We start from the raw sequence: 22,736 nt of genomic DNA, 5'->3' as shown, positions 1-22,736 counted from the left end.
GATTATTTCAGCGTGTAGGGGTACAGAGTGACGCCCTTGACCACGCGGTTCACCTCGCCGGTGGGGCAGGGGTTATCCGGGGTGATGCCCAGAGACAGGGACTTCATCAGAGCGATGGTCTGTGCGAACAGGATGAAGTCCAGACCCAGCAGGACGTTCTCCATGTCGGCGCCGACCTTGATCTGGACGGGATAGTCGGCCAGCTCCTCGATGCCCTCGCAGTCGTGGTTGTAGACGACGGCGATCTTGTTGCCCTTGCGCTGGTGTGCCATCTCCTTGACCAGATCCAGCTCGTAGCGGCGGCGGTACTCGTCATCGCTCAGGTAAGCGACGGTCAGGGTGTTGTCGTCGATGATGGACTTGGGGCCGTGGCGGAAGCCCAGCTCGGAGTCGTACATGGTGGCCACCTTGCCGGCGGTCAGCTCGAGGGTCTTCAGAGCGGACTCCTGAGCGACGCCCTTCAGGCCGATGTTGCCCAGATAGACGATGCGGTTGTAATCGAACTCGTCCACGATCTTCTGTGCCAGACCGAACTGGTCATCGAGGAAGCGCTGACCGGCGACGGCCAGCTTCTCCACCTCGGCGGTGATCTCGTCCAGCTTGTCGAGGTTGAAGGCCAGATAGGTAGCCAGATACATATTGCTGTAGCTGGAAGTCATGGCGAAGGACTGGTCGTGGGTCTCGGGGGTCAGGTTGATGGCGAAGCAGTTGTGACGGGTGTTTGCCAGCTTGGACAGAGTACCCTCGTGGTTGCAGGTCACGAACAGGTGATACAGGTTCTGGCAGACGACTTCAGCGGCCTCCACATTGCCCAGAGACTCGGGGGAGTTGCCCGAACGGCCAAAGTTCACCAGCAGGGTGGGCTTGGTGCGGGAGAGGAAGTTCTCGGGGGAAGGCACGAGGTCGGTAGAAGCGTAGGACTTGACCTTGAAATTGTACTTGGGGTTCAGGGCCTGGAACAGGGAGTTGCCGACGAACTCGCTGGTGCCGGCACCGGTGAGGACGATGTCGAAATCATCCTGCTTGACGACCTGATCGATAAAAGCCTGAAGCTCATCCTTGCAGGCAGCGAGCTGTGCGCAGGTCTTGCGCCAGGTGGCAGGCTGCTGATAGATCTCATGGGCCGTAAAGGTGGAAGACGTCTCCTTCATCTTCTCATCGGTCAGATTAAAAATGCTCATCCTAAATCTACCTCCTAATGGACACGGTAAAACTTTTTTCTGATAATTCCATAGCAGAGCTGTTCCGCTCTCTTTTGTTTGTTATATCACAACCAAACCGCAGAAAACAAGGGGGTAACTGAAAGCCATAACTTTTTGGTTGAAAAAGACAAACCAGCCGCCGCGCAACGGCCTGTCAGGCCGTTTTCTCCATCATTTTTATGTCTTTTTGCCGAAACGAATAACAAATCGATTGAAAATTATAAATATTTTTCCGAAGCCGTGCGGTATAATGAAATCAAGCTATCAACCCCAGAAGGAGGGCATCTAAAATGGTAATACAAAGTAAAAAGGTCTGGCTGGCAGACCAGTTCGTCCCTGCTGCCATTGAGGTGAACGACGGCAGGATCACCGCCATCCTGCCCTATGGCACCAAGGATGTGGACGACGATTACGGTGACAAGCGCATCGTCCCCGGCTTTATGGACATCCACTGCCACGGCGCCTACGAGTTCGACACCAACGACGCCAACGAGGACGGCCTGCGCTACTGGGCAGAGCACATCGTCTCGGAGGGCGTCACCAGCTTCCTCGCCACCACCATCACCCAGAGCGTGGAGGTGCTGACCAACGCTGTCACCAACGTGGCCAATGTCATGGAGAGCGGCTACGACGGCGCAGAGATCCTGGGCATCCACTTCGAAGGCCCCTATCTCGACATGAAGTACAAGGGCGCACAGCCTGACCAGTACATCGTCAAACCCACCATCGAGCAGTTCGAGCACTACCAGAAAGCGGCCCGGGGCCACATCCGCTATGTCACGCTGGCAACAGAGCATGACGAGGACTTCGCCCTCACCCGCTATCTGACGGCCCACGGCGTGGTGGTCAGCATCGGCCACAGCGGCGCGACCTACGAGCAGGCTGTCATGGCCTACGCCAACGGCGCGCGCTCCATGACCCACGTTTATAACGGTATGTCGCCCTTCAACCACCGTGCCAACGGTCTGGTGGGCGCAGCTTACCGCATCCGCACCATGTACGGCGAGATCATCTGTGACGGCTGCCACTCCACCCCCGCTGCCCTGAACAACTACTTCATGAGCAAGGGTCCCGACTACGCCATCATGGTCTCCGACGCCCTGATGGCCAAGGGTACGCCCGTGGGCAGCAAGTACCTGTTCGGCGGCAACGAGATCATCATCTACCCCGACGGCAGCGCCCATCTGACGGCCACCGGCGGTCTGGCAGGCTCCACCCTGAACATCAACAAGGGCCTGCGCATCCTCGTGGAAGAGGCTCTGGTCCCCTTCAACTACGCTCTGAACTCCTGCACCATCAACCCGGCCAAGTGCCTGCATCTGGACGACCGCAAGGGCTCCATCCAGGTGGGCAAGGACGCCGACCTCGTGGTGCTGGAGGATAACTACGACGTCCTGCAGACCTACTGCATGGGCCAGCCCAAACTTTAATTCAATGCATACACCCAAGCAGACACGAAGGAGATAGCAAACATGAAACACCCGCTTCAGGAAATGATGGACAAGCGCCGCCAGGGCATCCGCTGCGGCATCCCCTCTTATTGCAGCGCCAACGAGCTGGTCATTGAGATCGCGCTGCGCCGCGCCAAGGAGCGCAACATCCCCGTCCTGATCGAAGCCACCGCCAACCAGGTCAACCAGTTTGGCGGCTACACCGGCATGAAGCCCGCCGACTTCTACCAGATGGTCCTGAAAATGGCGAAGGACATCGACCTGCCCGAGAACATGATGATCCTGGCAGGCGACCATCTCGGCCCCCTGACCTGGCAGAAGCTGCCCGAGGCCGAGGCCATGAAGAACTCGGTCGAGCTGGTCTACCAGTATGCCCGCGCAGGCTTTACCAAGATCCACCTCGACACCAGCATGAAGGTGGCTGACGACGCTCCCGGCCTGCTCAAGACCGAGGTCATCGCACGCCGCGGCGCGCAGCTGTACAAGGCAGCTATGAAGGGCTACGAAGAGCTGAAGGCCGAGAAGCCCGATGCAATGCGTCCCGTCTTCGTCATCGGCAGCGAAGTGCCCATCCCCGGCGGTGCTACCGAGGCTGAGGACACGCTGGCTGTCACCAGCCCCGATGCTTTCCGCGACACCGTTTCCACCTACCAGCGCGTCTGGACCGAAGAGGGCGTGGGCGACGGCATGAAGGACGTCATCGCTGTGGTCGTCCAGCCCGGCGTCGAGTTCGGCGACGAGCAGGTGTTCGACTATGACCCTGCCGCCGCTGTGGACCTCTGCGCAGCCCTGAAGGAGTTCCCGGACATCTGCTTCGAGGGCCACTCCACCGACTACCAGACCGCCACCGACCTGTACAACATGGTCACCGACGGCATCGCCATCCTCAAGGTCGGCCCGGCCCTGACCTACGGCCTGCGTGAGGCCCTGTTCTCCCTGAGCATGATGGAGAAGGAGCTTGTCCCCGAGGAAAAGCGCGCCAACTTCATCGAGACGCTGGACGCCGTCATGCTGGCCTCCCCCGCAAACTGGGAGAAGCACTATCACGGCGACGAGAAGCATCTGGCACAGTGCCGCAAGTATAGCTACTCCGACCGCGCCCGCTACTACATCGGCCAGCCCGAGGTGGTGGCCGCCATGAACAAGCTGTTCGACAATCTCCGCGAGTACCCCATCCCGATGAATATGCTCCACCAGTATATGCCCATCAGCTACGCAAAGATCCGCGAGGGCAAGCTGAAGCTCGACCCGCGCGAGCTGGCCATGGACGGCATCGTGCAGTTCATGCTGGACTACGAGAGCGCTGTCTGATTTTTTGAACGACCCGAATCCCCCTTTTATCCAACAAGGAGACTATGAGCCATGAAACAGTTCCAGTATACCATCAAAGATGAACTCGGCGTCCACGCACGCCCCGCCGGCCTGCTGGTCAAGCTGGCCAAGCAGTATACCAGCGCCATTACCATCGAGAAGAACGGCAAGACCTGCGATATGCGCAAGCTGATGGCCGTGATGGGCATGGGCATCCGTCAGGGCGAGACCATCACCGTCACCGCCGAGGGAGAAGACGAGGCAGCTGCCATTGAGGCTGTCGAGAAGTTCCTGACCGAGAACGTCTGAGTCTTACAGCAATACAAAAGGACCGCCGTGCAGCTACACAGCGGCCCTTTTTATTTATAAGAGCTTGATAAAATACAGGATCGCCATCAGGACGATGGCACCGCCCGCCACAACAAGGAAGCTGCGGTCTTTTTTGCCCGGCTCCGGCGCAGGGGCGGCAGGCTGCTGCCCCTTTTTCAGCGAACCGATGCCGTCGCCCAGCTTTTTGCGCTTGGGGTTATTGCTCCGGCGGTAGATGCGGTTCAGGGTCCCCATGTAGCGGCTGTAGTCCTCGGGTTTGGGCGATTCCTGTGCCGTCTCCGGCTCTTTCTTTTCGTTTTCGTCCATGCGTTCCTCCGGGCCTTACAGCAGGCTCAGGGCCTCTTCATCGGCCACGAGGATGCAGTCGGGGTGCATCTGCAGGATGGAGCCCGGGCATTCGGGGGTGACGGGGCCGGAAACGACAGCCTTGACGGCCTTGGCCTTTGCCAGACCGTTGGCGACCACCAGCACCTTGCGGGCCTGCATGATGGTCTTGATGCCCATGGTGTAGGCCTGCTTCGGCACAAGGTCCTCGTTGCCGTCGAAGAAGCGCTTGTTGGCCTCGATGGTGGCGGAGGTCAGGTCCACACAGTGGGTCTCCAGCTCGAATGCCTCACCCGGCTCGTTGAAGCCGATGTGGCCGTTGGGGCCGAGGCCCAGCAGCTGCAGGTCGATGCCGCCCACGCTGTGGATGATGTCGTTGTACTTGGCGCAGGCGTCGGCCGCGTCGGGGTTGGTGCCGTCGGGCAGATGGATGGCCTCGGGGCGGATGTTCACATGGTCGAACAGGTTCTTGTGCATGAAGCTCCAATAGCTTTCGGGATGCTCTTTGGGCAGGCCGCGGTACTCGTCGAGGTTGACGGTGGTCACTTCGGAGAAGTCGAGGTCGCCCTTGTTATACCACTCCACCAGCTGTGCGTAAGCGCCCACAGGGGTGCCTCCGGTCGCCAGACCCAGCACACAGTTCGGTTTCATGATGACCTGCGCGGAGATGATGTTTGCCGCCTTGCGGGACATATCCTTGTAGTCTTTTGCACGAATGATCTTCATTGGTAGAACCTCCTGATGCATTTTTGCTATCTTATCGTTTATTATATCACACTTTTTGCCAGTTTTCCTCATATCATGTTGCAATTTTGTGTCATATTTTTATAATTTTCGGTTAGAAGCTGTTTTCGTAAGCAGGGTGCGCCGAATGACGAGAATTTTTGCCCACAGACAAGGCGATTTTCCGCAGCAATCCTGACGGATTGCAAGGGAAAGCAACGCAGTATGGGAGCAAAAAGACCGTTCAAGCGGTGTGCAATGCTTATGAAAACGGCTTCTTGTTTATCGGAAAAGCACAAGGTTTGCTAAAACACCGAGGACGAAAATGTGGGCGGGGTAGAACCAGTAGAACGCCCACTGCTCGAGTTTGGAGCTGCCGCCCCGCTCGCCGCTGTAGAACCAGACCAGCCCGAACGCCAGCGGTGCCACCGGCTCGAAGAGGGAGAACACTGCGCCCGCGATGCACTGCGCTCTTTTGTCCTTCCGGGTCATGTAGAGGGCGAGGATGAGGGCCAGCCCCAGCACGTCGTAGTCACAATGGAGCAGCGCCGCCGCGAGGAAGCAGGCTGCCGCCCCGAGGATGCCTTTCAGCGCCGGCATCCTCTCCGGCGTCTGGTATGTATCCAGAGCCTTCATGGCCAGCAGCCCCAGCAGGAGGGTGAAATAGACATTCTGATGCCCCCAGTAGACGCCCGAGAAGAAGGCCCAGTCGAAGGGCCACTCGCTGATGAGGGCGAAGCCCAGCATCCGCAGGGTGTATTTTTTGAGATTGTGGGTGTGGAGGAAGCCCTCCACCAGCAGGAAACAGTAGATGGGAAAGGCCAGCCGACCCACCAGCCGCAAAAGCTGGTCCAGCCCCACCAGCCGGGGGTCGATGGCGCTGCAGCGGAACAGGCCGTTCTCCAGCAGGGACGCGCCGATGTGGTCCAGCAGCATCGACAGGCAGGCAATGCGTTTCAGGGCAGTGCCGCTGAGGCCGGGGCCCCGGGGGGCAGCAAGGGCAGGGTTCATGGGCGGTCTCCTCTCTTTATACATATAAGAATGCAGGCGCAAAAAGACCCCCCTGCCCCAGGCCGGAGCCGGGCAGAGGGGTATTGGGCGATATTGTGGGCAGGCGTTACCACAGCCGGATGACCTTGATGACCCCCTCAGCCTTGTCCCGGGCGATCTCCAGATGCTTCTGCAGGGCATCGGCGGCGGTGTTCCAGTCGCCCTTCAGGGCAGGCTCGAGAATCTCCAGATGCTCTTCGCAGGTCTGCTCCCGGTTGATCATGCTCACCTTGCCGGTCATGATGCGGAAACGGGTGTTGAGGCCGGTGATGCGGTCATAGGCCGAGCGCATATACTTGTTGGGCAGAGTGCTCATCAGCAACTCGTGGAAGTCATCGTCGGCCTTGCAGAAATCCTCGATGACGTCCGGCTCGTGCATCATCCGCACAAAGTGTTCCAGCTTCTCCCGGGGGATGTCCGCGCCGTAGGTGCGCAGCGCATAAGGCTCCACCAGCAGGCGCATCTCGAACATGCTGTGTACGTCCTCCTCGGTGATGCCCGACACCATCAGGCCCTTCTTGGGCAGGATGGTGATGAGCCCTTCCTGTTCCAGACGGCCCAGCGCATCCCGCATGGGGGTGCGGCTGATGTTGCCCATCTCGGCGCAGAGCTTCTGCTCGTTCAGGAACTCGTTGGGGCGGTACTCACAGTTCAGGATCTTGGTTTTCAGGTACTGATACGCCTGTAATTTCAGGCTCAGCTTTGCCTGTGCTTCCGTCTCTTTCATCTTCTTCTTCCTCTTCTCCAGTCTCTCTCCGGTCGGATGTTTCGTCTTCTGCTTGTATCCCTGAAACCATCCAACTATCATCTCGATTTTATTATCACACAATAGGATATTTTTTACAAGAGTTTCTGCCGAAGTTTGGCTTGATTTCCGTTTTGACCAAATATCTTAACTTATTTTTGCACATATTTCACAACGGTTTTTGTGCTTATTGCCAGCGTTTGGCTGTTGTTTTGCATCGAAAGATAAAATGTGGTACACTACAGACAGAAAGAAGGTATCAGCATCATGGCACGAAGCGACGGCTACAACACCAAGACCCGCCAGCTCATCCTGGATTATCTCATCCGCAACCGCCAGCACGCGGTCAGCGCGTCCAATATCCTCGAGCACCTCGAAGCCGAGGGCGCCAGCCCCAACCCCACCACCGTCTACCGCTATCTGGACAAGCTGGCCGGAGAGCAGCGGGTGATGAAATACGTCGCCGACAAGGGCGAAAAGGCCGTGTTCCAGTATGTGGACGAGGGCCGTCACTGCCGGGAGCACCTGCACCTCAAGTGCGTGCGGTGCGGGCGCATCTATCATCTGGACTGCCACTTCATGGACGAGGTGCGCGCCCACCTGATGGCAGAGCACGGCTTCACGCTGCAGTGCGAGGGCAGCGTTTTGTACGGTTTGTGCCGCAGCTGCGCTGCAAATGAGGCCGAAGACGGGCAGGCTGCACAAACCTGTAAAAATTGCTGCGCAGCTGTTGACACGGACAAAAAGCAGTGATACAATTTCTGCATAAAAAGCGATGAACGGGAAAAGTAAGGCCCTGAGCGCCCTCTTCCAGAGAGTGCGGGCAGGTGTGAGCCGCGCAGATGGCCGGGCCTGAACGAACCCCCGTGAGCTTCCCCCTGAACCCCCGGATGCTGTGGCATTGCGGGCAGTAGGGGCAGACGTGCGCCGCTCGTTATCGCGGCAGTGCTTTCAACGGGGAGAGCGCACAAAGTGACTGGCACGCTGTGCCGGTAATTTAGGTGGCACCACGGATACGGCAGCATTCGTCCTAGCAAAAAGGACGTTTGCTGCCGTATTTTTTTATTTGCCGCTCCCCCAAAAGCGAGGAAGGGAAAGCCTCGCGGATACACCGGAGCGGTCCAACACAAGAGGGGTAAGAAATATGTGCTGTGTGATAGGCTATACCGGGCATGATATGAGTGCCGACAAGTTCAAAGAATACCTGATGCGCACCGTCTCGCGCGGGCCGGACGACCAGCGTGTGGTGGAAGGGCCTTTCGGCCTGATGGGCTTCGGGCGCCTCGCCATCATGGGCCTGACGCCGGAGGGGATGCAGCCCTTCTACCGCGGGGCCGACTGCGTGGTCTGCAACGGCGAACTCTACGGCTTCCGCTTCGAGAAAGAGATCTTGAAGCGCCGGGGCTACAAGTTCACCTCCGACTGCGACTGCGAGATTTTGCTGCCGCTCTACTATGAGTACGGCCTCGATATGTTCCGCCACATGGACGCCGAATTTGCGCTCATCCTGTACGATTCCCGCAAAGACCGCCTCATCGCAGCCCGCGACCCCATCGGCATCCGTCCGCTGTTCTACGGCTACTCCAAGTCCAGCCACAAGATCGCATTTGCCTCTGAGATGCAGAACCTCATTGGCTGGTGCGATGACATCCGCCCCTTCCCCATCGGCAGCTACTACTGCGACGGACGCTTTGTCCGCTACGAGGACATCGCCGACGTTCCCGCCCCCATGCAGGACGACATGGACACCATCCTGACCAACATCCGCGAAAAGCTCATTGCAGGCGTGGAGAAGCGTCTGGACGCTGACGCACCCGTGGGCTTCCTGCTGTCGGGCGGCCTCGACTCCTCGCTGGTCTGCTCTATCGCCGCCAAGAAGCTGGGCAAGCCCATCCGCACCTTTGCCATCGGCATGGACACCGACGCCATCGACCTGAAATATGCCCGCCAGACCGCCGAGTATCTGGGCAGCGAGCATCACGAGATCATCATCAACCGGGATATGGTCATCAGCAGCCTCGAGGAGGTCATCCGTCTGCTGGGCACCTGGGACATCACCACCATCCGGGCCAGCATGGGGATGTACCTGCTGTGCAAGGCCATCCACGAGCAGACCGACGTCCGCGTGCTGCTGACCGGTGAGATCTCCGACGAGCTGTTTGGCTACAAGTACACCGACTACGCCCCCACCGCAGATGCATTCCAGCAGGAAAGCCAGAAGCGCATCCGCGAGCTGTATATGTACGACGTCCTGCGCGCTGACCGCTGCATCTCCGCCAACAGCATCGAGGCCCGCGTGCCGTTCGGTGATCTGGACTTTGTGCGGTACGTCATGGCCATCGACCCCGAAAAGAAGCTGAACAGCTACGGCAAGGGCAAATACCTGCTGCGCAAGGCGTTCGAGGGCGACTGGCTGCCGCCGGAGATCCTGTGGCGTGAAAAGGCCGCTTTCTCCGACGCCGTGGGCCACAGCATGGTGGACGACATCAAGGAGTACGCCGAGAGTCTCTACACCGACGAGGAATTCCAGCTCCGCCGGGCAAACTACTCCGCCCACTGTATGCCGTTTACCAAGGAGAGCCTGTTCTACCGCGAGATTTTCGAAAAATACTACCACGACCAGAGCCGCACCATCGTGGACTTCTGGATGCCCAACAAGGCATGGCCGGGCTGCAACGTCAACGACCCCTCCGCCCGCGTGCTGGCAAACTACGGCGCTTCGGGCGTGTAAGCCTCTGAGACCCGCAGGTTATCTTGCGGAGTTCCACTTTTTGCTCGATATTACGTTCAGAATCGAACATCGCACGCTTTGCGGAGTTCGACTTTCGTGCGGAGTTGGAACACCGCAAATGACCCGAACACCGCAAACCTTGCGGAGTTCCAATTTAAGACGATATTACATCAAATATTTGGAACATCGCAAGATGTTTTACCACAGTAGCGCAGCTGTAAGAGCATCACAAAGCAGGCACGCATTTCCGGCTTTTCCGGGTGCGTGCCTGCTTTTATTTTGATGTTGTTTTTCAGCCGCCGGAGGTTGCCAGCGCCAGCGCACCCACGAGGACGGCGAAACCGCCAAGGACGCCGAGGGCGATCTTTACCTCATCGGCCTCGATCTGTTCCTGGATCGCCACCTGTGTGCCGCAGTAGACATTGCAGCAGGCGCTGTGGCCGTCCGGGGTGGTGGCGGTGATCAGGGCCTCCCCGTCCCCCACCGCCGTTACCAGACCAAAGGGGTCTACGGTGGCGGCAGCAGGGTTGCTGGTAGTCCAGGTGATGGGTACTGCGCCACCGTTCTCCACGGCTACGGAAGCTCTCAGGGCCGCTGTGCCGCCGATGTTCTCCAGATACAGCCGCTCCTTGTTCAGGGTCACCCGGCCCACGTTGGACACCACCGTTACGTCACACCGCAGGGTGGTGGTGTAGGTGTTGGCCACGATGGTGGCCTTGCCGGGCTTCTGGGCCGTTACGAGGCCGTTGCGGTCCACCGTCGCCACAGCGGGGTTGGTGCTGTACCACTGGTACACCCAGTCGTCGGGGGCGGCGCTGGACAGATAGAGCTGATAGACCGGGTTCCGGTCATTGTACTCGATCTCCATGTCCAGCCAGCTCTGATTCAGGCGGCTCTCTGCCGCCGCGGTATTTTCTTCGTCCAATACCGCCGCCGTGGGGGCCGCCGCAGCCGCACTCAGAGGGCCGGCCGCAGCGCCGAAAAGCAGTGTCACTGCCAGAGCAGCAGCAAGATGGGCTAAATGTTTTTTCATTCGATGTTCCTCACAGTCTTGCGGGGCGCTGGTCGGCGCGGCCCACAGTCCACTAAAAATCTCTTGCCTTTCGGAGCAGGTTCTCCTTCGCACAACCTCTCCGTTCCTACCTTTTATTATATCATCCCGCCGCTGCGTAGGCAAATAAAAGCTCTTGCACAGTTTTTGTGCAGATGTTACAATAAGGGCAGCAAGTATTTCGGTCAACAACAGGAGGATTTTATTATGGTAAAGCACATCATTCTCTGGCAGCTCAAGGACGAATATTCCGACGCCGAAAAGGCAGACATCAAGGCCGGCATCAAAGCGGGCCTCGAGGGTCTGGCCGGTCAGATCCCCGGCCTCGTGGAGGTCCACGTCAACATCAACGGCCTGCCCTCTTCCAACGCCGATTTGATGCTGGACACCACCTTTGAGTCTGCCGAGGCACTCAAGGGCTACTCCAAGCACCCGGCTCATGTGGCCGTCGCCGACAGCAAGGTGCGGCCCTACTATAAGAGCCGCGTCTGCCTGGATTACGAGGTTTAATATTGACAAACCCACCGATTTTGCGTATATTAGATATAATAATGTAAATTGGCTGTGAAGAGAAGAGTACGCCTCGTCTGCGCCTGACAGAAAGCCCGAAGGATGGAACCGGGCAGGCCGCGCGGAGCGGAACATGGTCTCTGAGCCGCGCGGGCGAAGCGTTATGTCAGCCTGCGACGGGTGCGCCCGTTACTGCGCTCGCCGGAAGTTCCGGCGCAAGGCCGCATCTGCAAGGGTGCGGCGAAACAAGGTGGTACCACGGAAGTTACACGCTCTCGTCCTTGTCCGGCACAGCCGGCAGGGCGGGGGCGTTTTTCGCTGTTAGCGCCAAAAGAAAGGAAGAATCGTTTTCATGAGCGAGCACAAGACATTCTACATCACCACACCGATTTATTATCCCAGCGACAAGCTGCACATCGGCCACAGCTACACCACCGTGGCCTGCGACGCACTGGCACGCTTCAAGCGGATGCAGGGCTACGACGTCATGTTCCTGACCGGCACCGACGAGCACGGCCAGAAGATCCAGGACAAGGCCGCCGACGCAGGCGTGACCCCCAAGGAGTACGTGGATAAGATCGTCGCCACCGTCAAAGATCTGTGGAAGCTGATGGACATCAGCTACGACCGCTTCATCCGCACCACCGACGACTACCATATGGAGTCCTGCCAGAAGATCTTCACCAAGCTCTATGAGCAGGGCGACATCTATAAGGGCGAGTACACCGGCCACTACTGCAAGCCCTGCGAGAGCTTCTGGACCGACAGCCAGCTGGTAGACGGCAAATGCCCCGAATGCGGCCGCGAGGTCTACGATGCCCACGAGGAAGCCTACTTCTTCAAGACCGGCAAGTACGCCGACCGTCTGCTCAAGCTCTACGAAGAGAACCCCCAGTTCATCCAGCCCGAGAGCCGCAAGAACGAGATGATCGCCTTCATCAAGCAGGGTCTGCAGGACACCTGTGTCTCCCGCACCTCCGTCAAGTGGGGCATCCCCGTGCCTTTCGACCCCAAGCACACCATGTATGTCTGGGTCGATGCTCTGAGCAACTATATCTCCGCTCTGGGCTACGGCAACGAGAAGTACGACGAGTACAGCAAGTTCTGGCCTGCTGACCTGCACATGGTGGGCAAGGAGATCCTCCGCTTCCACACCATCCTGTGGCCCGCCATGCTGATGGCTCTGGATCTGCCGCTGCCCAAGCGGGTGTTCGGCCACGGCTGGCTGCTGATGAACGGCGGCAAGATGTCCAAGTCCGTGGGCAATGTCGTTGACCCCGTCATCCTCTGCGACCGCTATGGCGTGGACGCCATCCGCTACTTCCTGCTGCGTGAGATCCCCTTCGGCAACGACGGTACGTTCACCAACGAGGCCCTCATCAACCGCATCAACAGCGACCTTGCAAACGACCTTGGCAACCTGCTGAGCCGCACCGTCGCCATGTGTGAGAAGTACTTCGGCGGCACTGTCCGCAAAGTGGCCGGCACCGAGGCCATCGACACCGAGCTGGAGACCATGACCAACGAACTGCTGGGCAAGGTCACGGCAGACATGGACAACCTGACCATCCCGCAGGCTCTGATGGAGATCTTCGCCGTCATCCAGCGCGCCAACAAGTATATCGACGAGACCGCCCCCTGGGCTCTGGCCAAGGATGAGGCCAACAAGGAGCGCCTTGAGAGCGTACTGTACCACCTGTGCGAGGCTCTGCGCGTTTGCGGCATCCTGCTGAACGCTTACCTGCCCTCCACCGCTCCCAAGATGATGGAGCAGCTGGGTCTGGACGCTTCCGCTATCGACGTGGAGAAGGCCGCTTACGGCGTTCAGGAGAGCTACACCGTCCACAAGGGCGAGGCGCTGTTCCCCCGCATCGACGTGGCAAAGGAGATTGCCCACCTGAAGGAAGAGGACGAGAAGCGGAAGGCCGCTGCCGAGGCCGCTAAGAAGGCCAAGGAAGAGGCGGAGAAGAAGGCCGCTGCTCCCGCTGAGGAGAGCAATGTGGACTTCACCCACGAGGCAGAGATCTCCTATGACGACTTCTGCAAGGTGGAGCTGCGGGTGGCCGAGGTCCGCGCCTGCGAGAACCTGAAGGAGAGCAAAAAGCTGCTCCACCTGACCGTCTTTGACGGCGAGCGTGAGCGCTGCATCCTGTCCGGCATCGCCAAGTGGTTCAAGCCGGAAGACCTCATCGGCAAGAAGCTCGGCATCGTCTGCAATCTGGCACCCCGCCCGATGATGAAGGGCAAGTATGTCAGCGAGGGCATGATCTTCGCCGCTGACACTGCCGACGGCGGCTGCTCCATCCCCTTCTACAGCGACGACACCCCCGTGGGTGCCCGCATCCACTGAGCGATGGAAAACACGACACTTTCCCGCGCCGAACGGCTGGATAAGATCTTCGGCACTCCGGTGTTTGCCGTCCTGCTGGCCATCTTCTGCAATGCGCTGTGGGGCTGTGCGTTCCCCTTCATCAAGATGGGCTACCGCCTCTTTGAGATCGATCCGTCCAACACCGCGTCCATCTTCTGTTTTGCCGGTGCAAGGTTCATGCTGGGCAGTCTGCTCGTCCTGCTGGGCAGCACCCTGCTCCAGAGCCGGATGCCCACCTTCCCGAAAGGGAAAGTCTTTGCCGAGTGCTGTGTACTGGGCCTGTGGCAGACCACGATCCAGTACGCCTTCTACTACATCGCCGTGGCGATGCTCACCGGTGCGTTCGGCAGCATCCTGAACAGCACCCAGAGCTTTCTGGGCGCCATCTTTGCCCACTTCATCTACGGCAATGCCGATCGGATGACCCCGGCAAAGACCCTGGGCTGCGCCGTCGGCTTTGCAGGCGTTCTCATCGGCACACTGGGCAACCACGGCGGCGGCAGCGGCTGGGGCGTCTTCTGTATGCTGTTTGCAACGGTGGTCTTCACCCTGTCCGGCCCGTGGAACAAGTCCGTCACCAAAAAGGCGGACAGCTTTGCAGTCTGCTTCCTGAACCTGTTCGTGGGCGGCGCAGCACTCTTCGTGCTGGGTACGGCTCTCGGCGGGCGTCTGGGCAGTGTGACGCCGCTTGGCATTCTGGTGCTGCTGTATCTGGCCTTCATCTGCGGCGCCGGCTATCTGCTCTGGGCCTTGCTGATGAAGAACAACCCTGTCAGCCGCATTGCCATCTTCGGCTTCGTGAACCCGGTGGTCAACGTGCTGCTGAGCGCTGTGCTCAACGGCGAACCGCTGTTCCGCTGGCAGTATCTGGCCGCACTGGTGTTCGTCTGCGTCGGCATCTGGCTGGTGAACAAAGCCCCCGCCAAGAGGGAGAAGCAATGACCGGCCCGATCTTCGACACCCACGCCCACTACAGCGCCCGTGCCTTCGACGCTGACCGCTTCGCTCTGCTGGACAGCCTGCCCGAAAAGGGCGTGGTCGGCGTCTGCGAGCAGGCCACCCACTCGGGGGACGCGCCCCGGGTGCTGGAGCTGGCTCACCGCTATCCGTGGGTGTATGCCGCCATCGGCATCCATCCCGAGAGCCTGCTGGCCCCCGAGGACTGCGGCGAGGAAGGCCCTGCCCCCACCGTCTCGGTCTTTGGCGGCGACTGGGCCGCCGAGATGAAAGCCCTTGCCCCCTGCTACGACGACCCGAAAGTCGTCGCCGTGGGCGAGTGCGGGCTGGACTACCACTGGCCCGTGCCGAAGGACGCACAGCTGGCGCTGTTTGAGGCGGAGATCCGCCTTGCGCTTGAGCTGGACAAGCCCATCATCGTCCACGACCGAAACGCCCACGCCGACGTCTACGCCCTGTTGAAAAAGTACCGTCCCAAGGGCATCGTCCACTGCTATTCCGGCAGTGCGGACGACGCCGTGTGGCTGGCCCGGCAGGGGCTGTATTTCGGCTTCGGCGGTGCCTGCACCTTCAAGGGTGCCAAACGGGCGGCAAAGGCCATTGCGGCTCTGCCTTTGGAGCAGATCGTCCTCGAGACGGACTGTCCCTACATGGCCCCGGAGCCGGTGCGCGGCATCCGCTGCGACAGCTCCCTCATCCGGTACGTCGGCGAGTATGCCGCCAGCGTCAAGGGCATCAGCCCGGAAGAAGTCTTCCGCCAGACGGCGCAGAACGCCAAAGCTGTATACCAACTGTAAGATTCAGGGCATTTTCCTGTTTCTGTATAAATTCGAAATCATATTTTTTCATAAGGAGATTCTATTATGAAAGCTCGTATCCCTTCTCACCGCGAATTCATCATCAACTTCCCCGACAGCGTTGACCAGGCAAAGGCCAACGAGGGCTGGGCAAAGCTGCAGCAGATCGTTGAGGACTACAAGAAGGCCCACAACGGCGCTTCCGTCTACGCTCCCACCTTCATCGAGGACTGCGAGCCTGCCGTCAAGAAGCTGCAGGAAGAGTACGGCTTCGAGTACACTGTCGAGTACGTGAAGTAATTTTTCCTGAGGATTCAACAAAATGAGAACAGCCGCCGCATGGAGTTTTCCGTGCGGCGGCTGTTTTTTGTGGGCAGGCGGCGGGCCTTACGAGTTGCGCTTGCCTCGCCTCCCTGTTTCCGCCGCAGGCGGACGGGTTGCGGCACCCAGCATCCGCTGCGCCTTGCTTGCGTATCGCTGGCCGCGGCCCCAACAACTCCTCGCTGCTTCCGCCGCTGGCGGCGCTCGTCGTCGTTGCAGTCGGCTCCGCTGCTGTTCGAATCCACCCTTGCGACGCTTTACAAACTTCCGGATAAAACAGAAACTCCAGTGTCATTACAACACTGGAGTTCTTGGTGGGCGCGGGTGGATTACGCAAGCCGCGCATCTAAAAAGGCCCCGCAGGGGCCTTTTTGCCGCCGGGACGTATAGCGGCGGGCCGCAGCTGTTCGAATCCACCCTTGCGGCGCTTTACAAACTTCCGGATAAAACAGAAACTCCAGTGTCATTACAGCACTGGAGTTCTTGGTGGAGCGAAGCAACCTAAATCCGAACCATTGCCCTCTGGGGCATCTTTGGCGGCGATTTCATCGAAAGTGATGGTTTTTGTGCCGTCTTTGTAGTTGAATGTAATCAAAACTTTTTCATCATAAAGATAAACAGCGTTCACGAACGTGTTGATAAGCGTCTCCCGGTGGCTTTTCACGTTCGGGTCGAGCTTGCGGAACCGGGTCAGCCAGAACCGAACCTGATTTTCACTCAACCGAGGCCGAGCGATTTTTTCTTCGGCAATCCGAATCTCAAGTTCTTTCTGCTGGGCTTCCAGCTTTTCCAAACGCGATTTGGTGGAGTTGGTCAGCACACCCGCTTGGATAGCGTTCAGCATATTCTCAATGCCGTTCTCCACCTCGCGCATCTGCTTTTCCAGCAATGGGAGCGTGGTGTTTTCCTGATCCTGCAACTCCATCACTTCCGCAACGATGGCATCAATCACGGCATCGTCCTGAATCAGCTTCATGGTTTCAGCTACGACCAAATCTTCCAGCCATTCCTTACGGACGGTCTTTTTCTTGCAGGTCTTGAAACGCTTCGCGGTGGCGCACTTATAATAATGATGAACGACCTTGTTTCTACCTGTACCGCACTCGCCGAACATCATCGCGCCGCACATTCCGCAGAACAGCTTGGTGGTGAGCAAGTAATCGTCCTCGGCCTTGTGGCGGGCAGGAGCGCGGCTGTTCTTCTTGATTTTTTGCTGCACTTCTTCAAACAAGTCCTTGTCCACGATGGCCGGGATACTGTCGGGCATCACAATGTCCTTGAAGTGGTTTTCTCCGATGTACCGCTTATTCGTCAACAGCTTCTGAACACTGTTGTAGGTGAACTTCTGGTTGCGGTTGGTGGTCACGCCGCTGTCGTTCAGCCAGTTCATCAGTTCTTTCATAGTTGCGCCATCGTTGTACCGCTGAAAGGCTTCTACCACAAAGGGAGCTTTCAGCGGATCGACTTGAAAGAACTTCTCCTCGTCCACCTTAAAACCAATGGGAATCGTGCCGCCGTTGTACTTCCCCTTCAGAACATTCTCGGTCATGCCGCGCACAACTTTTTCAGAAAGTTCTGCCGAGTAGTATTCAGCCATGCCGGTGAGCATACTCTTGACCATGATACCCGCAGGGCTGTCAGAGATGGGCTCCGTGGCAGACACCAGTTTGACATGATTTCGTTCCAACTGGTACTCATAGTGCGCTGAATCATAGCGGTTCCGGGCAAAACGGTCGAGTTTCCAGACCAGCACGATGTCAAACAGCCGTTTTTCGCTGTCCTTGATCATCTGTTGGAAGTCCGGGCGGTTATCGGTTTTGGCGGAAAGGGCACGGTCAATGTAGTGTTTGACCACAGTGATGCCGTTCTTTTCGGCGTAGGCCGTACACTCGCGAATCTGACCTTCGATGGATTCTTCGCGCTGGTTGTCGCTGGAATAGCGGGCGTAGATTACGGCGGTCATGCGAACACCCCTTTCACTTCATTCTCCGCAGGCGGCGCACAAGGTCGGATGCACTGTACAGCACACGAGCCACCGACACGGTATCCTCGCCCACAATGTAGAACACCGAGTAGTTGTCCACCAGCATCTGCCGCAGCCCTTGGGTGCGTTCCGGCTCGCTTTCCACCAGCGCACAGCGTTCCGGCAGGATGTTCAGCGACTGGATGGCTTCCGCAATGCGGTTATACTGCCCCATAGCCGTGTCAGGCTCCAGCAGACGGTCCGCAATGTAGCTGTAAATCTGCTCCATATCGCTGAGGGCTGCATGAGAAATTTTCACGTCATACTGCTTCATCTGTGCTGTTCCCTGAACTGTGCGAATGCGCTTGCAGCATCCACAGTATCACCGTTCTGAATCTCCTTGATGCCCACCTGCAAGGCTGCATGAAGCTGGTCATCGGTCATGGTGTCAGCGTTCAGAGCCGCAGGAGCCTTCGGCAGGGACAGCGAGAAGGGGATGCCGCCAGTCAGGGTGATCTGGCGCAGGTACATATCAATGGCGGTTGCCATCGGGATGCCGAGCTGCTTCAGCACATCCTCGGCTTGCTGCTTAACGGTCGGGTTGACACGGAGATTGAGTGTCATCGTTTTTTCCATGGTTATCACCTCGATTTTATTGTAACGTATTTTGCGTTGCAAGTCAATTCGAGGTGAACGCGCAAATGAAATTCTCCATATCGCACAATATATTCATCGTTAAATTGTTCAAAGTGCGGGATATTCACCCTCTATAATAAATTCTTGGAGTGTGCCCAGCTTTTGCTGAGTAGTAAGCTTGAATATTATCTCTCTTGGCTGCGACCATGGCAGACTGGAAGTTTAACCTTCAATAAACTATTTACTGTACAATTCTTTTAGAATACACCAAAGATTCATTATCACACCAACGCCACCAACAAGTGCAATGAGAATCCCTGCAACTACTGTAAGGCGAACATTTTGATTAAAGGCATACCATAAAAAATTAGTGTCCGCACAAAGTATAAGCAAAATTCCAACAATAAATATGCTTACCGATACGATTGCTGTAAGAATTTTTTTCATGTTACACTCTCCTTTGTGTATCACTGTTATTCTCCGAGAAAGTTCGACTCACATCCCTATGATAGTGAACACATCATTCGTTTCAAAACACTTTGCTGCCCAAGGAACTGCTTCTGCAATAATCTCTTTGCAAGTACATCCATCCGATTGACTTTTTGTTAAAATATTATCCCATTGTACTTTTGTAACGATTGTCATTCCATAAAAGTCAAACTCTGGAATCACTTCAAGAATCAGATCTGAAACGTGGCGGCTATTCCATATTTCATCACTGATGCTAATAGATGTGTCAAGCCAGCACTTGTCGTGATACTGCCCTTGTTGAAATTCCAAATAGCAGCTGCTGTGTGAGGCTTTTCTTTGATCTTCGTCAATAAAATACTTCAAATTAGTTCACCCATATTAGCAGATAGCTGCGTTCGTTGCTATGTACTACAAGCGGAAAAGTTATATCAAATCCCATTAATCGTTAGCAATTCAACCCATCACAGTAACCATCTGAAAATACTGATACTGGTATTCATCTTCTAATACCGCCTGCATTTCTTCCATGTATAGCGGGTCTTTCAACAGTTTGGGATGAAATGCTCGCTCTCTCCAGAGTCGGACTCCAATTTCGGGAAAAAAATATTCCGTTCCCAGTTGCAAGTCCTTTTCGTTGCAAATAACGTTGTCCTTTTTCATTAAGCTATCAATAATACACTCGGCGGCTGTATTAAACATATCCATCCCGAACAATTTTATTGATGCCACTTTAGACAAATCACGCTGGATGCCGATTTCAGCAGCTTTTCCGTTCCGATACTGCACAAGAAAGAACGAATCATTATCCATATATCGTCCGGTTATCAAATTAGGGTCATCGGTTTCCGCACAACATTCCATTTGCATTGCTTCATCAGAAGAATTCGACCACTGTTTCTTCATTTGTAGAAGAGCATTTTCTAATTCATCTGATGTCATGCCTAATTTTAATTGTCCAATTCCAATATGTGGTTCAATAATTATCTCTTTCATAACAAAACCTTATACCAAAAAGTGAGCCATACAAATGCAGCAGTTGCACATATCATCAGAACCAGTAGTATCGTACTTGCAAGTTTTTTCTCAATGGAAACTTTCTGATTTTCGCACAAGACAATTTGCTGAAGATTGTGAAATTCGGCTTCGCTGACATTTCCATTTAACGCTTTCCATGTATTGCGGCGTTCTGTAACCAGCAAGAAATCAGACAGCATTTCCATAAAAATGACGGCGAAAAATGCCAGAGAAAAGAACCACATACCGCTCCATTGGCTTGCTGTCAAAGTATCTCGGAGCGTTGCCGGTTTCAAGGACTGTACCGCAATGACATAAAGTACGGTACTTTGTTCACAGTTGTTCTCCTTAATCTGCTGGCACCTATACACCGTTATTCCCATCATGTCTAAAAGCGAATTGATTTTGCAATTTCCAATGCCTGGCTTTCCGACACAGAACTTGCTTCAAGTTCAATTGCAACAAAGCATTCTTTCTCGTTATCATAAGCGAGAACGCCTAAATTGTTTACTGGTTCTGAATTTGCACCATCTTGAAAAATTACCGTTGTAAGTGCAGTCGTTCCGCGTTCCGTGGTTTGTATCACATCGTATTTATTATCCGTGTCAAACCTGTAAACCGATCCTAGCCGAAGTGCAGAGTAAACAATCTGCACGGAATCTCTATCACCTTCATATGGTTCATAGGTACTGTATCCAACCGCGCCAACCAACACATGATTTTTGTCATAAATATCATATACTGGATAAGACGGATTCAGGCTTGCAAGAGCAAGTGGTTTATTTTCAGCACGTTGCGTTTGTTCTCTCTTTTGAATTTTCCACCCTTGCGGAAGTTCGATTGAAATAACACTGCTCGCTTGTCCTAATTCTTCAGTTTGAAATTCAATTTGCCGATTTGGTTTCTCCTTGTTTTCAGCTTGTTCTCCTAAAATATCTGATGCGATTTGTCCATATTCTTTATCAGTAGTGATGGATTCCAGATACTGATAAAGCGTATTTCTTTCTTCATCCGATCCTCTATAGGGAAGCTCTGTTTTTATGCCGGATAAAACAAGCTGCTGAAAGTCTTTATCATTCATCAGTTTGTCATATTTCAACACATACAGTGTGTCTTGAGGGAATTTGATAAGACGATTTGTCAACACCGAAAAGCAATCTTCTGTATACCCACCATCCGATTCTTTAAGCTTTTGCAGTATTTGGCTTGTGCTGGCGTTTTCAAGATTAGATAAAAATTCCTGCTCGCTTGTCACCGATGTCGATATAGGAGAGTTCATAGAAGTTGAAGAGGATACTTTTGTTGAGCAAGCTGACAATCCTATGATTGTCGCAACCGAAATTGCAATGAAGCTCCTTTTCATATAGAGCATACACCTCCCGTTTGTTTCCATCAGAAGCTTTTACTTAGACAACGCAGCAACCAACACATTTGTTGCAAGATTTTCCAAATTTGTTTACTTAAACAAAAATCCATCCTCACATTTGTGCTCATCTACAAATATCTAGGCATTTTGCCGTTAATAAATACTTTCTGCAACCTTCATCAACTCATCCAATGAACCATCGCCCATAATTGTGCAGGAAACACCAGCATCCTCCCAAACCAAAATATAACAGGTGACCTGCCCCGGAATCTCACTTGTTCCAAGTGTTGCTTCCTTATCTCCAATCTTTACAGTTGTATAAACGGTATGTTCATTATCGAATGTTTCAATCTGTCCGTATGCGGTTATAATTGAACAATCCACAAAATAGATTTCTCCGGCAGCATTAACATACGCATGAGAGAATGTTTCCTTTTTATCATAGCCTTGCGTATAGTCACGCCAAAATCCGACTTGTACATAATGTTCACTATACGCATCGGGAAGCTGCTCTAATGGTTCTCCCTCAACTTTATAAGTGACTTGCATCTCAATTGGTAAGAACTTCTGAATCATCGTATAGACTGTCTTGCGGAAGTCTGCGCTTACTGCAAGCGCACCGAGAGTTAAAATTATCAGCGTCAGGGCCGCAACAAGCACTCGCTTCAGCACCGGGCGGCGTTTATGCAATGCCGCTTTCAGGCGAGCATCCCATCGGGAAGTGTCCGGGTAGCATTCCTTAAGCTGTGCCGGAGTTGGCAGCTCGTCCAGTTCTTTCTGTGCATCTGTACGGAGCGCCATCATCAAAGCTGCATCAAAAGAGACCTCCGTCCGCTCACTCATGGCTGTCCAGCTCCTTCCACAATAGTTTTCTTCCACGGAAAAGCCGCATCCGAACCACTTCGTCCGTCAGACCAAGCGATTCGGCAATCTCCCGGTTGGTATAGCCCATTGCCAAAAGGCGAAGAGGATCACGGTACATCGGTTTCATCTGTCCGATCAGTTCTGTCAGATGTTGGATGTTATCGGTGCTGACTGCTGCATCATCTGGCACTGGGGCATCATCTGGTGCGTCCGGGATTTCTTCCAGCGGTTCTTCCCGCTGCTTGCGAAGCATATCGTATGCACGGCTTCTACTACAACTAACGAGATAAGCAGCGAGTTCGTGACAGTTTTCTCGATGAATTTTAGAAAAATTTTTGGCAACGTACAAAAACACCTCTTGCAGTACATCTTCTGCCAGATACGAATCGCCCATAATTTTGTAAGCGGTATGGTAGACCAGCCGTTTGTAGGTATTATATACATCTATAAACTGTTCTTCGCTGCTCCGGTCATCCAGAACTGCCAGATACATTGCCAGCATTTTCGCTCACATCCCTCTTATCGGGAGGAATTATGTCAATTTGACA

Annotated in this window: 26 protein-coding genes and 2 other annotated features; of the genes, 10 read left to right on the top strand and 16 right to left on the bottom strand. The window is 55.3% G+C overall.

Going from position 1 to position 22,736, the window contains the following annotated elements; genetic code table 11:
* Window positions 1–2 precede the first annotated feature (2 nt).
* Window positions 3–1,181 (bottom strand): SIS domain-containing protein, encoded by a 1,179-nt coding sequence (locus F3G95_RS09905; RefSeq protein ID WP_149794803.1) that lies wholly within the window; start codon window positions 1,179–1,181, stop codon window positions 3–5.
* A 311-nt stretch (window positions 1,182–1,492) separates the two neighbouring features.
* On the opposite strand from F3G95_RS09905, the gene nagA reads away from it, so the two are divergent.
* From nagA to F3G95_RS09885, 3 genes are read left to right on the top strand one after another with little or no spacing between them, the layout of a single operon-like run.
* Window positions 1,493–2,632, top strand: coding sequence for an N-acetylglucosamine-6-phosphate deacetylase (gene nagA / locus F3G95_RS09895; protein ID WP_149794801.1), 1,140 nt, complete (start codon window positions 1,493–1,495; stop codon window positions 2,630–2,632).
* Window positions 2,633–2,674: 42 nt separating this feature from the next.
* Window positions 2,675–3,964, top strand: coding sequence for a class II D-tagatose-bisphosphate aldolase, non-catalytic subunit (locus F3G95_RS09890; protein WP_149794800.1), 1,290 nt, complete (start codon window positions 2,675–2,677; stop codon window positions 3,962–3,964).
* Between the two features lie 51 nt (window positions 3,965–4,015).
* The gene (locus tag F3G95_RS09885; protein WP_149794799.1) at window positions 4,016–4,273 is read left to right on the top strand and encodes an HPr family phosphocarrier protein; all 258 of its coding nucleotides are present in this window, start codon (window positions 4,016–4,018) and stop codon (window positions 4,271–4,273) included.
* A 54-nt stretch (window positions 4,274–4,327) separates the two neighbouring features.
* On the opposite strand, the gene F3G95_RS09880 is transcribed toward F3G95_RS09885, so the two are convergent.
* From F3G95_RS09880 to F3G95_RS09865, 4 genes are all read right to left on the bottom strand, one after another.
* Window positions 4,328–4,600, bottom strand: a complete 273-nt coding sequence (locus F3G95_RS09880) for a hypothetical protein (RefSeq protein ID WP_149794798.1) — start codon at window positions 4,598–4,600, stop codon at window positions 4,328–4,330.
* 15 nt (window positions 4,601–4,615) lie between these two features.
* Window positions 4,616–5,344, bottom strand: coding sequence for a glucosamine-6-phosphate deaminase (nagB, locus tag F3G95_RS09875; protein ID WP_149794797.1), 729 nt, complete (start codon window positions 5,342–5,344; stop codon window positions 4,616–4,618).
* 279 nt (window positions 5,345–5,623) lie between these two features.
* Entirely contained in the window at window positions 5,624–6,352 is a 729-nt protein-coding gene (locus F3G95_RS09870; RefSeq protein ID WP_149794796.1) for a TraX family protein, read from the bottom strand.
* A gap of 106 nt (window positions 6,353–6,458) precedes the next feature.
* Window positions 6,459–7,118 carry a GntR family transcriptional regulator gene (locus F3G95_RS09865; RefSeq protein WP_149794795.1) on the bottom strand — a complete coding sequence of 220 codons (660 nt, stop codon included), beginning with the start codon at window positions 7,116–7,118 and terminating at the stop codon, window positions 6,459–6,461.
* A 285-nt stretch (window positions 7,119–7,403) separates the two neighbouring features.
* Here F3G95_RS09865 and F3G95_RS09860 point away from each other — a divergent pair, with 285 nt between their 5' ends.
* Window positions 7,404–7,889 (top strand): transcriptional repressor, encoded by a 486-nt coding sequence (locus F3G95_RS09860; protein WP_149794794.1) that lies wholly within the window; start codon window positions 7,404–7,406, stop codon window positions 7,887–7,889.
* A gap of 13 nt (window positions 7,890–7,902) precedes the next feature.
* Window positions 7,903–8,172, top strand: a binding site (T-box leader).
* A 108-nt stretch (window positions 8,173–8,280) separates the two neighbouring features.
* Window positions 8,281–9,867, top strand: coding sequence for an asparagine synthase B (gene asnB / locus F3G95_RS09855; protein ID WP_149794793.1), 1,587 nt, complete (start codon window positions 8,281–8,283; stop codon window positions 9,865–9,867).
* A gap of 292 nt (window positions 9,868–10,159) precedes the next feature.
* Here the strand turns inward: asnB and F3G95_RS09850 are convergent, their stop codons facing one another.
* A complete protein-coding gene (locus F3G95_RS09850; protein WP_149794792.1) occupies window positions 10,160–10,900 on the bottom strand; it encodes an Ig-like domain-containing protein in 741 nt (246 codons plus the stop codon).
* 225 nt (window positions 10,901–11,125) lie between these two features.
* Between F3G95_RS09850 and F3G95_RS09845 the strand changes: the two genes are divergently transcribed.
* The 5 genes from F3G95_RS09845 (at window position 11,126) to F3G95_RS09825 (ending at window position 15,853) form a co-directional block, all read left to right on the top strand.
* Entirely contained in the window at window positions 11,126–11,428 is a 303-nt protein-coding gene (locus tag F3G95_RS09845; protein WP_149794791.1) for a Dabb family protein, read from the top strand.
* Between the two features lie 45 nt (window positions 11,429–11,473).
* Window positions 11,474–11,714 (top strand) — a binding site (T-box leader).
* 66 nt (window positions 11,715–11,780) lie between these two features.
* Window positions 11,781–13,778: a methionine--tRNA ligase gene (metG, locus tag F3G95_RS09840; protein ID WP_149794790.1), complete on the top strand. Its 1,998-nt coding sequence runs from the start codon at window positions 11,781–11,783 to the stop codon at window positions 13,776–13,778.
* Between the two features lie 3 nt (window positions 13,779–13,781).
* A complete protein-coding gene (locus F3G95_RS09835) occupies window positions 13,782–14,741 on the top strand; it encodes a DMT family transporter (protein ID WP_149794789.1) in 960 nt (319 codons plus the stop codon).
* Window positions 14,738–15,553: a TatD family hydrolase gene (locus F3G95_RS09830; RefSeq protein ID WP_149794788.1), complete on the top strand. Its 816-nt coding sequence runs from the start codon at window positions 14,738–14,740 to the stop codon at window positions 15,551–15,553. The genes F3G95_RS09835 and F3G95_RS09830 overlap by 4 nt, the downstream gene beginning before the upstream one ends.
* A gap of 66 nt (window positions 15,554–15,619) precedes the next feature.
* Complete coding sequence (locus F3G95_RS09825) at window positions 15,620–15,853, top strand: methylenetetrahydrofolate dehydrogenase (protein ID WP_149794787.1); 234 nt, start codon at window positions 15,620–15,622, stop codon at window positions 15,851–15,853.
* A 487-nt stretch (window positions 15,854–16,340) separates the two neighbouring features.
* On the opposite strand, the gene F3G95_RS09820 is transcribed toward F3G95_RS09825, so the two are convergent.
* The 10 genes from F3G95_RS09820 to F3G95_RS09775 form a co-directional block, all read right to left on the bottom strand.
* A complete protein-coding gene (locus F3G95_RS09820; protein WP_149794786.1) occupies window positions 16,341–17,837 on the bottom strand; it encodes a recombinase family protein in 1,497 nt (498 codons plus the stop codon).
* A gap of 13 nt (window positions 17,838–17,850) precedes the next feature.
* A complete protein-coding gene (locus F3G95_RS09815; protein WP_112090862.1) occupies window positions 17,851–18,171 on the bottom strand; it encodes a type II toxin-antitoxin system RelE/ParE family toxin in 321 nt (106 codons plus the stop codon).
* A complete protein-coding gene (locus F3G95_RS09810; RefSeq protein WP_035393314.1) occupies window positions 18,168–18,473 on the bottom strand; it encodes a type II toxin-antitoxin system RelB/DinJ family antitoxin in 306 nt (101 codons plus the stop codon). Before F3G95_RS09810 ends, F3G95_RS09815 begins: the two co-directional genes overlap by 4 nt.
* A gap of 237 nt (window positions 18,474–18,710) precedes the next feature.
* On the bottom strand, window positions 18,711–18,920 hold the full coding sequence (locus F3G95_RS09805) for a hypothetical protein (RefSeq protein ID WP_097775234.1): 210 nt from the start codon (window positions 18,918–18,920) through the stop codon (window positions 18,711–18,713).
* A gap of 48 nt (window positions 18,921–18,968) precedes the next feature.
* Window positions 18,969–19,307 (bottom strand): hypothetical protein, encoded by a 339-nt coding sequence (locus tag F3G95_RS09800; protein ID WP_143405991.1) that lies wholly within the window; start codon window positions 19,305–19,307, stop codon window positions 18,969–18,971.
* Between the two features lie 90 nt (window positions 19,308–19,397).
* Entirely contained in the window at window positions 19,398–19,937 is a 540-nt protein-coding gene (locus F3G95_RS09795) for a hypothetical protein (RefSeq protein ID WP_149794785.1), read from the bottom strand.
* A complete protein-coding gene (locus F3G95_RS09790; RefSeq protein WP_242983423.1) occupies window positions 19,934–20,254 on the bottom strand; it encodes a hypothetical protein in 321 nt (106 codons plus the stop codon). Before F3G95_RS09790 ends, F3G95_RS09795 begins: the two co-directional genes overlap by 4 nt.
* A gap of 92 nt (window positions 20,255–20,346) precedes the next feature.
* The gene (locus F3G95_RS09785) at window positions 20,347–21,330 is read right to left on the bottom strand and encodes a hypothetical protein (protein ID WP_243130345.1); all 984 of its coding nucleotides are present in this window, start codon (window positions 21,328–21,330) and stop codon (window positions 20,347–20,349) included.
* Window positions 21,331–21,477: 147 nt separating this feature from the next.
* Window positions 21,478–22,167, bottom strand: a complete 690-nt coding sequence (locus tag F3G95_RS09780; RefSeq protein WP_149794784.1) for a DUF4367 domain-containing protein — start codon at window positions 22,165–22,167, stop codon at window positions 21,478–21,480.
* Window positions 22,160–22,690, bottom strand: a complete 531-nt coding sequence (locus tag F3G95_RS09775; protein WP_149794783.1) for a sigma-70 family RNA polymerase sigma factor — start codon at window positions 22,688–22,690, stop codon at window positions 22,160–22,162. The genes F3G95_RS09780 and F3G95_RS09775 overlap by 8 nt, the downstream gene beginning before the upstream one ends.
* Window positions 22,691–22,736: the final 46 nt, after the last annotated feature.

It is taken from the genome of Faecalibacterium sp. Marseille-P9312 (genome assembly GCF_902497445.1).
GTDB classification, from domain to species: domain Bacteria; phylum Bacillota; class Clostridia; order Oscillospirales; family Ruminococcaceae; genus Faecalibacterium; species Faecalibacterium longum.
The sequence above is the reverse complement of the archived record's forward strand: the minus strand, read 5'-3'. Positions and strand labels throughout refer to the sequence as shown.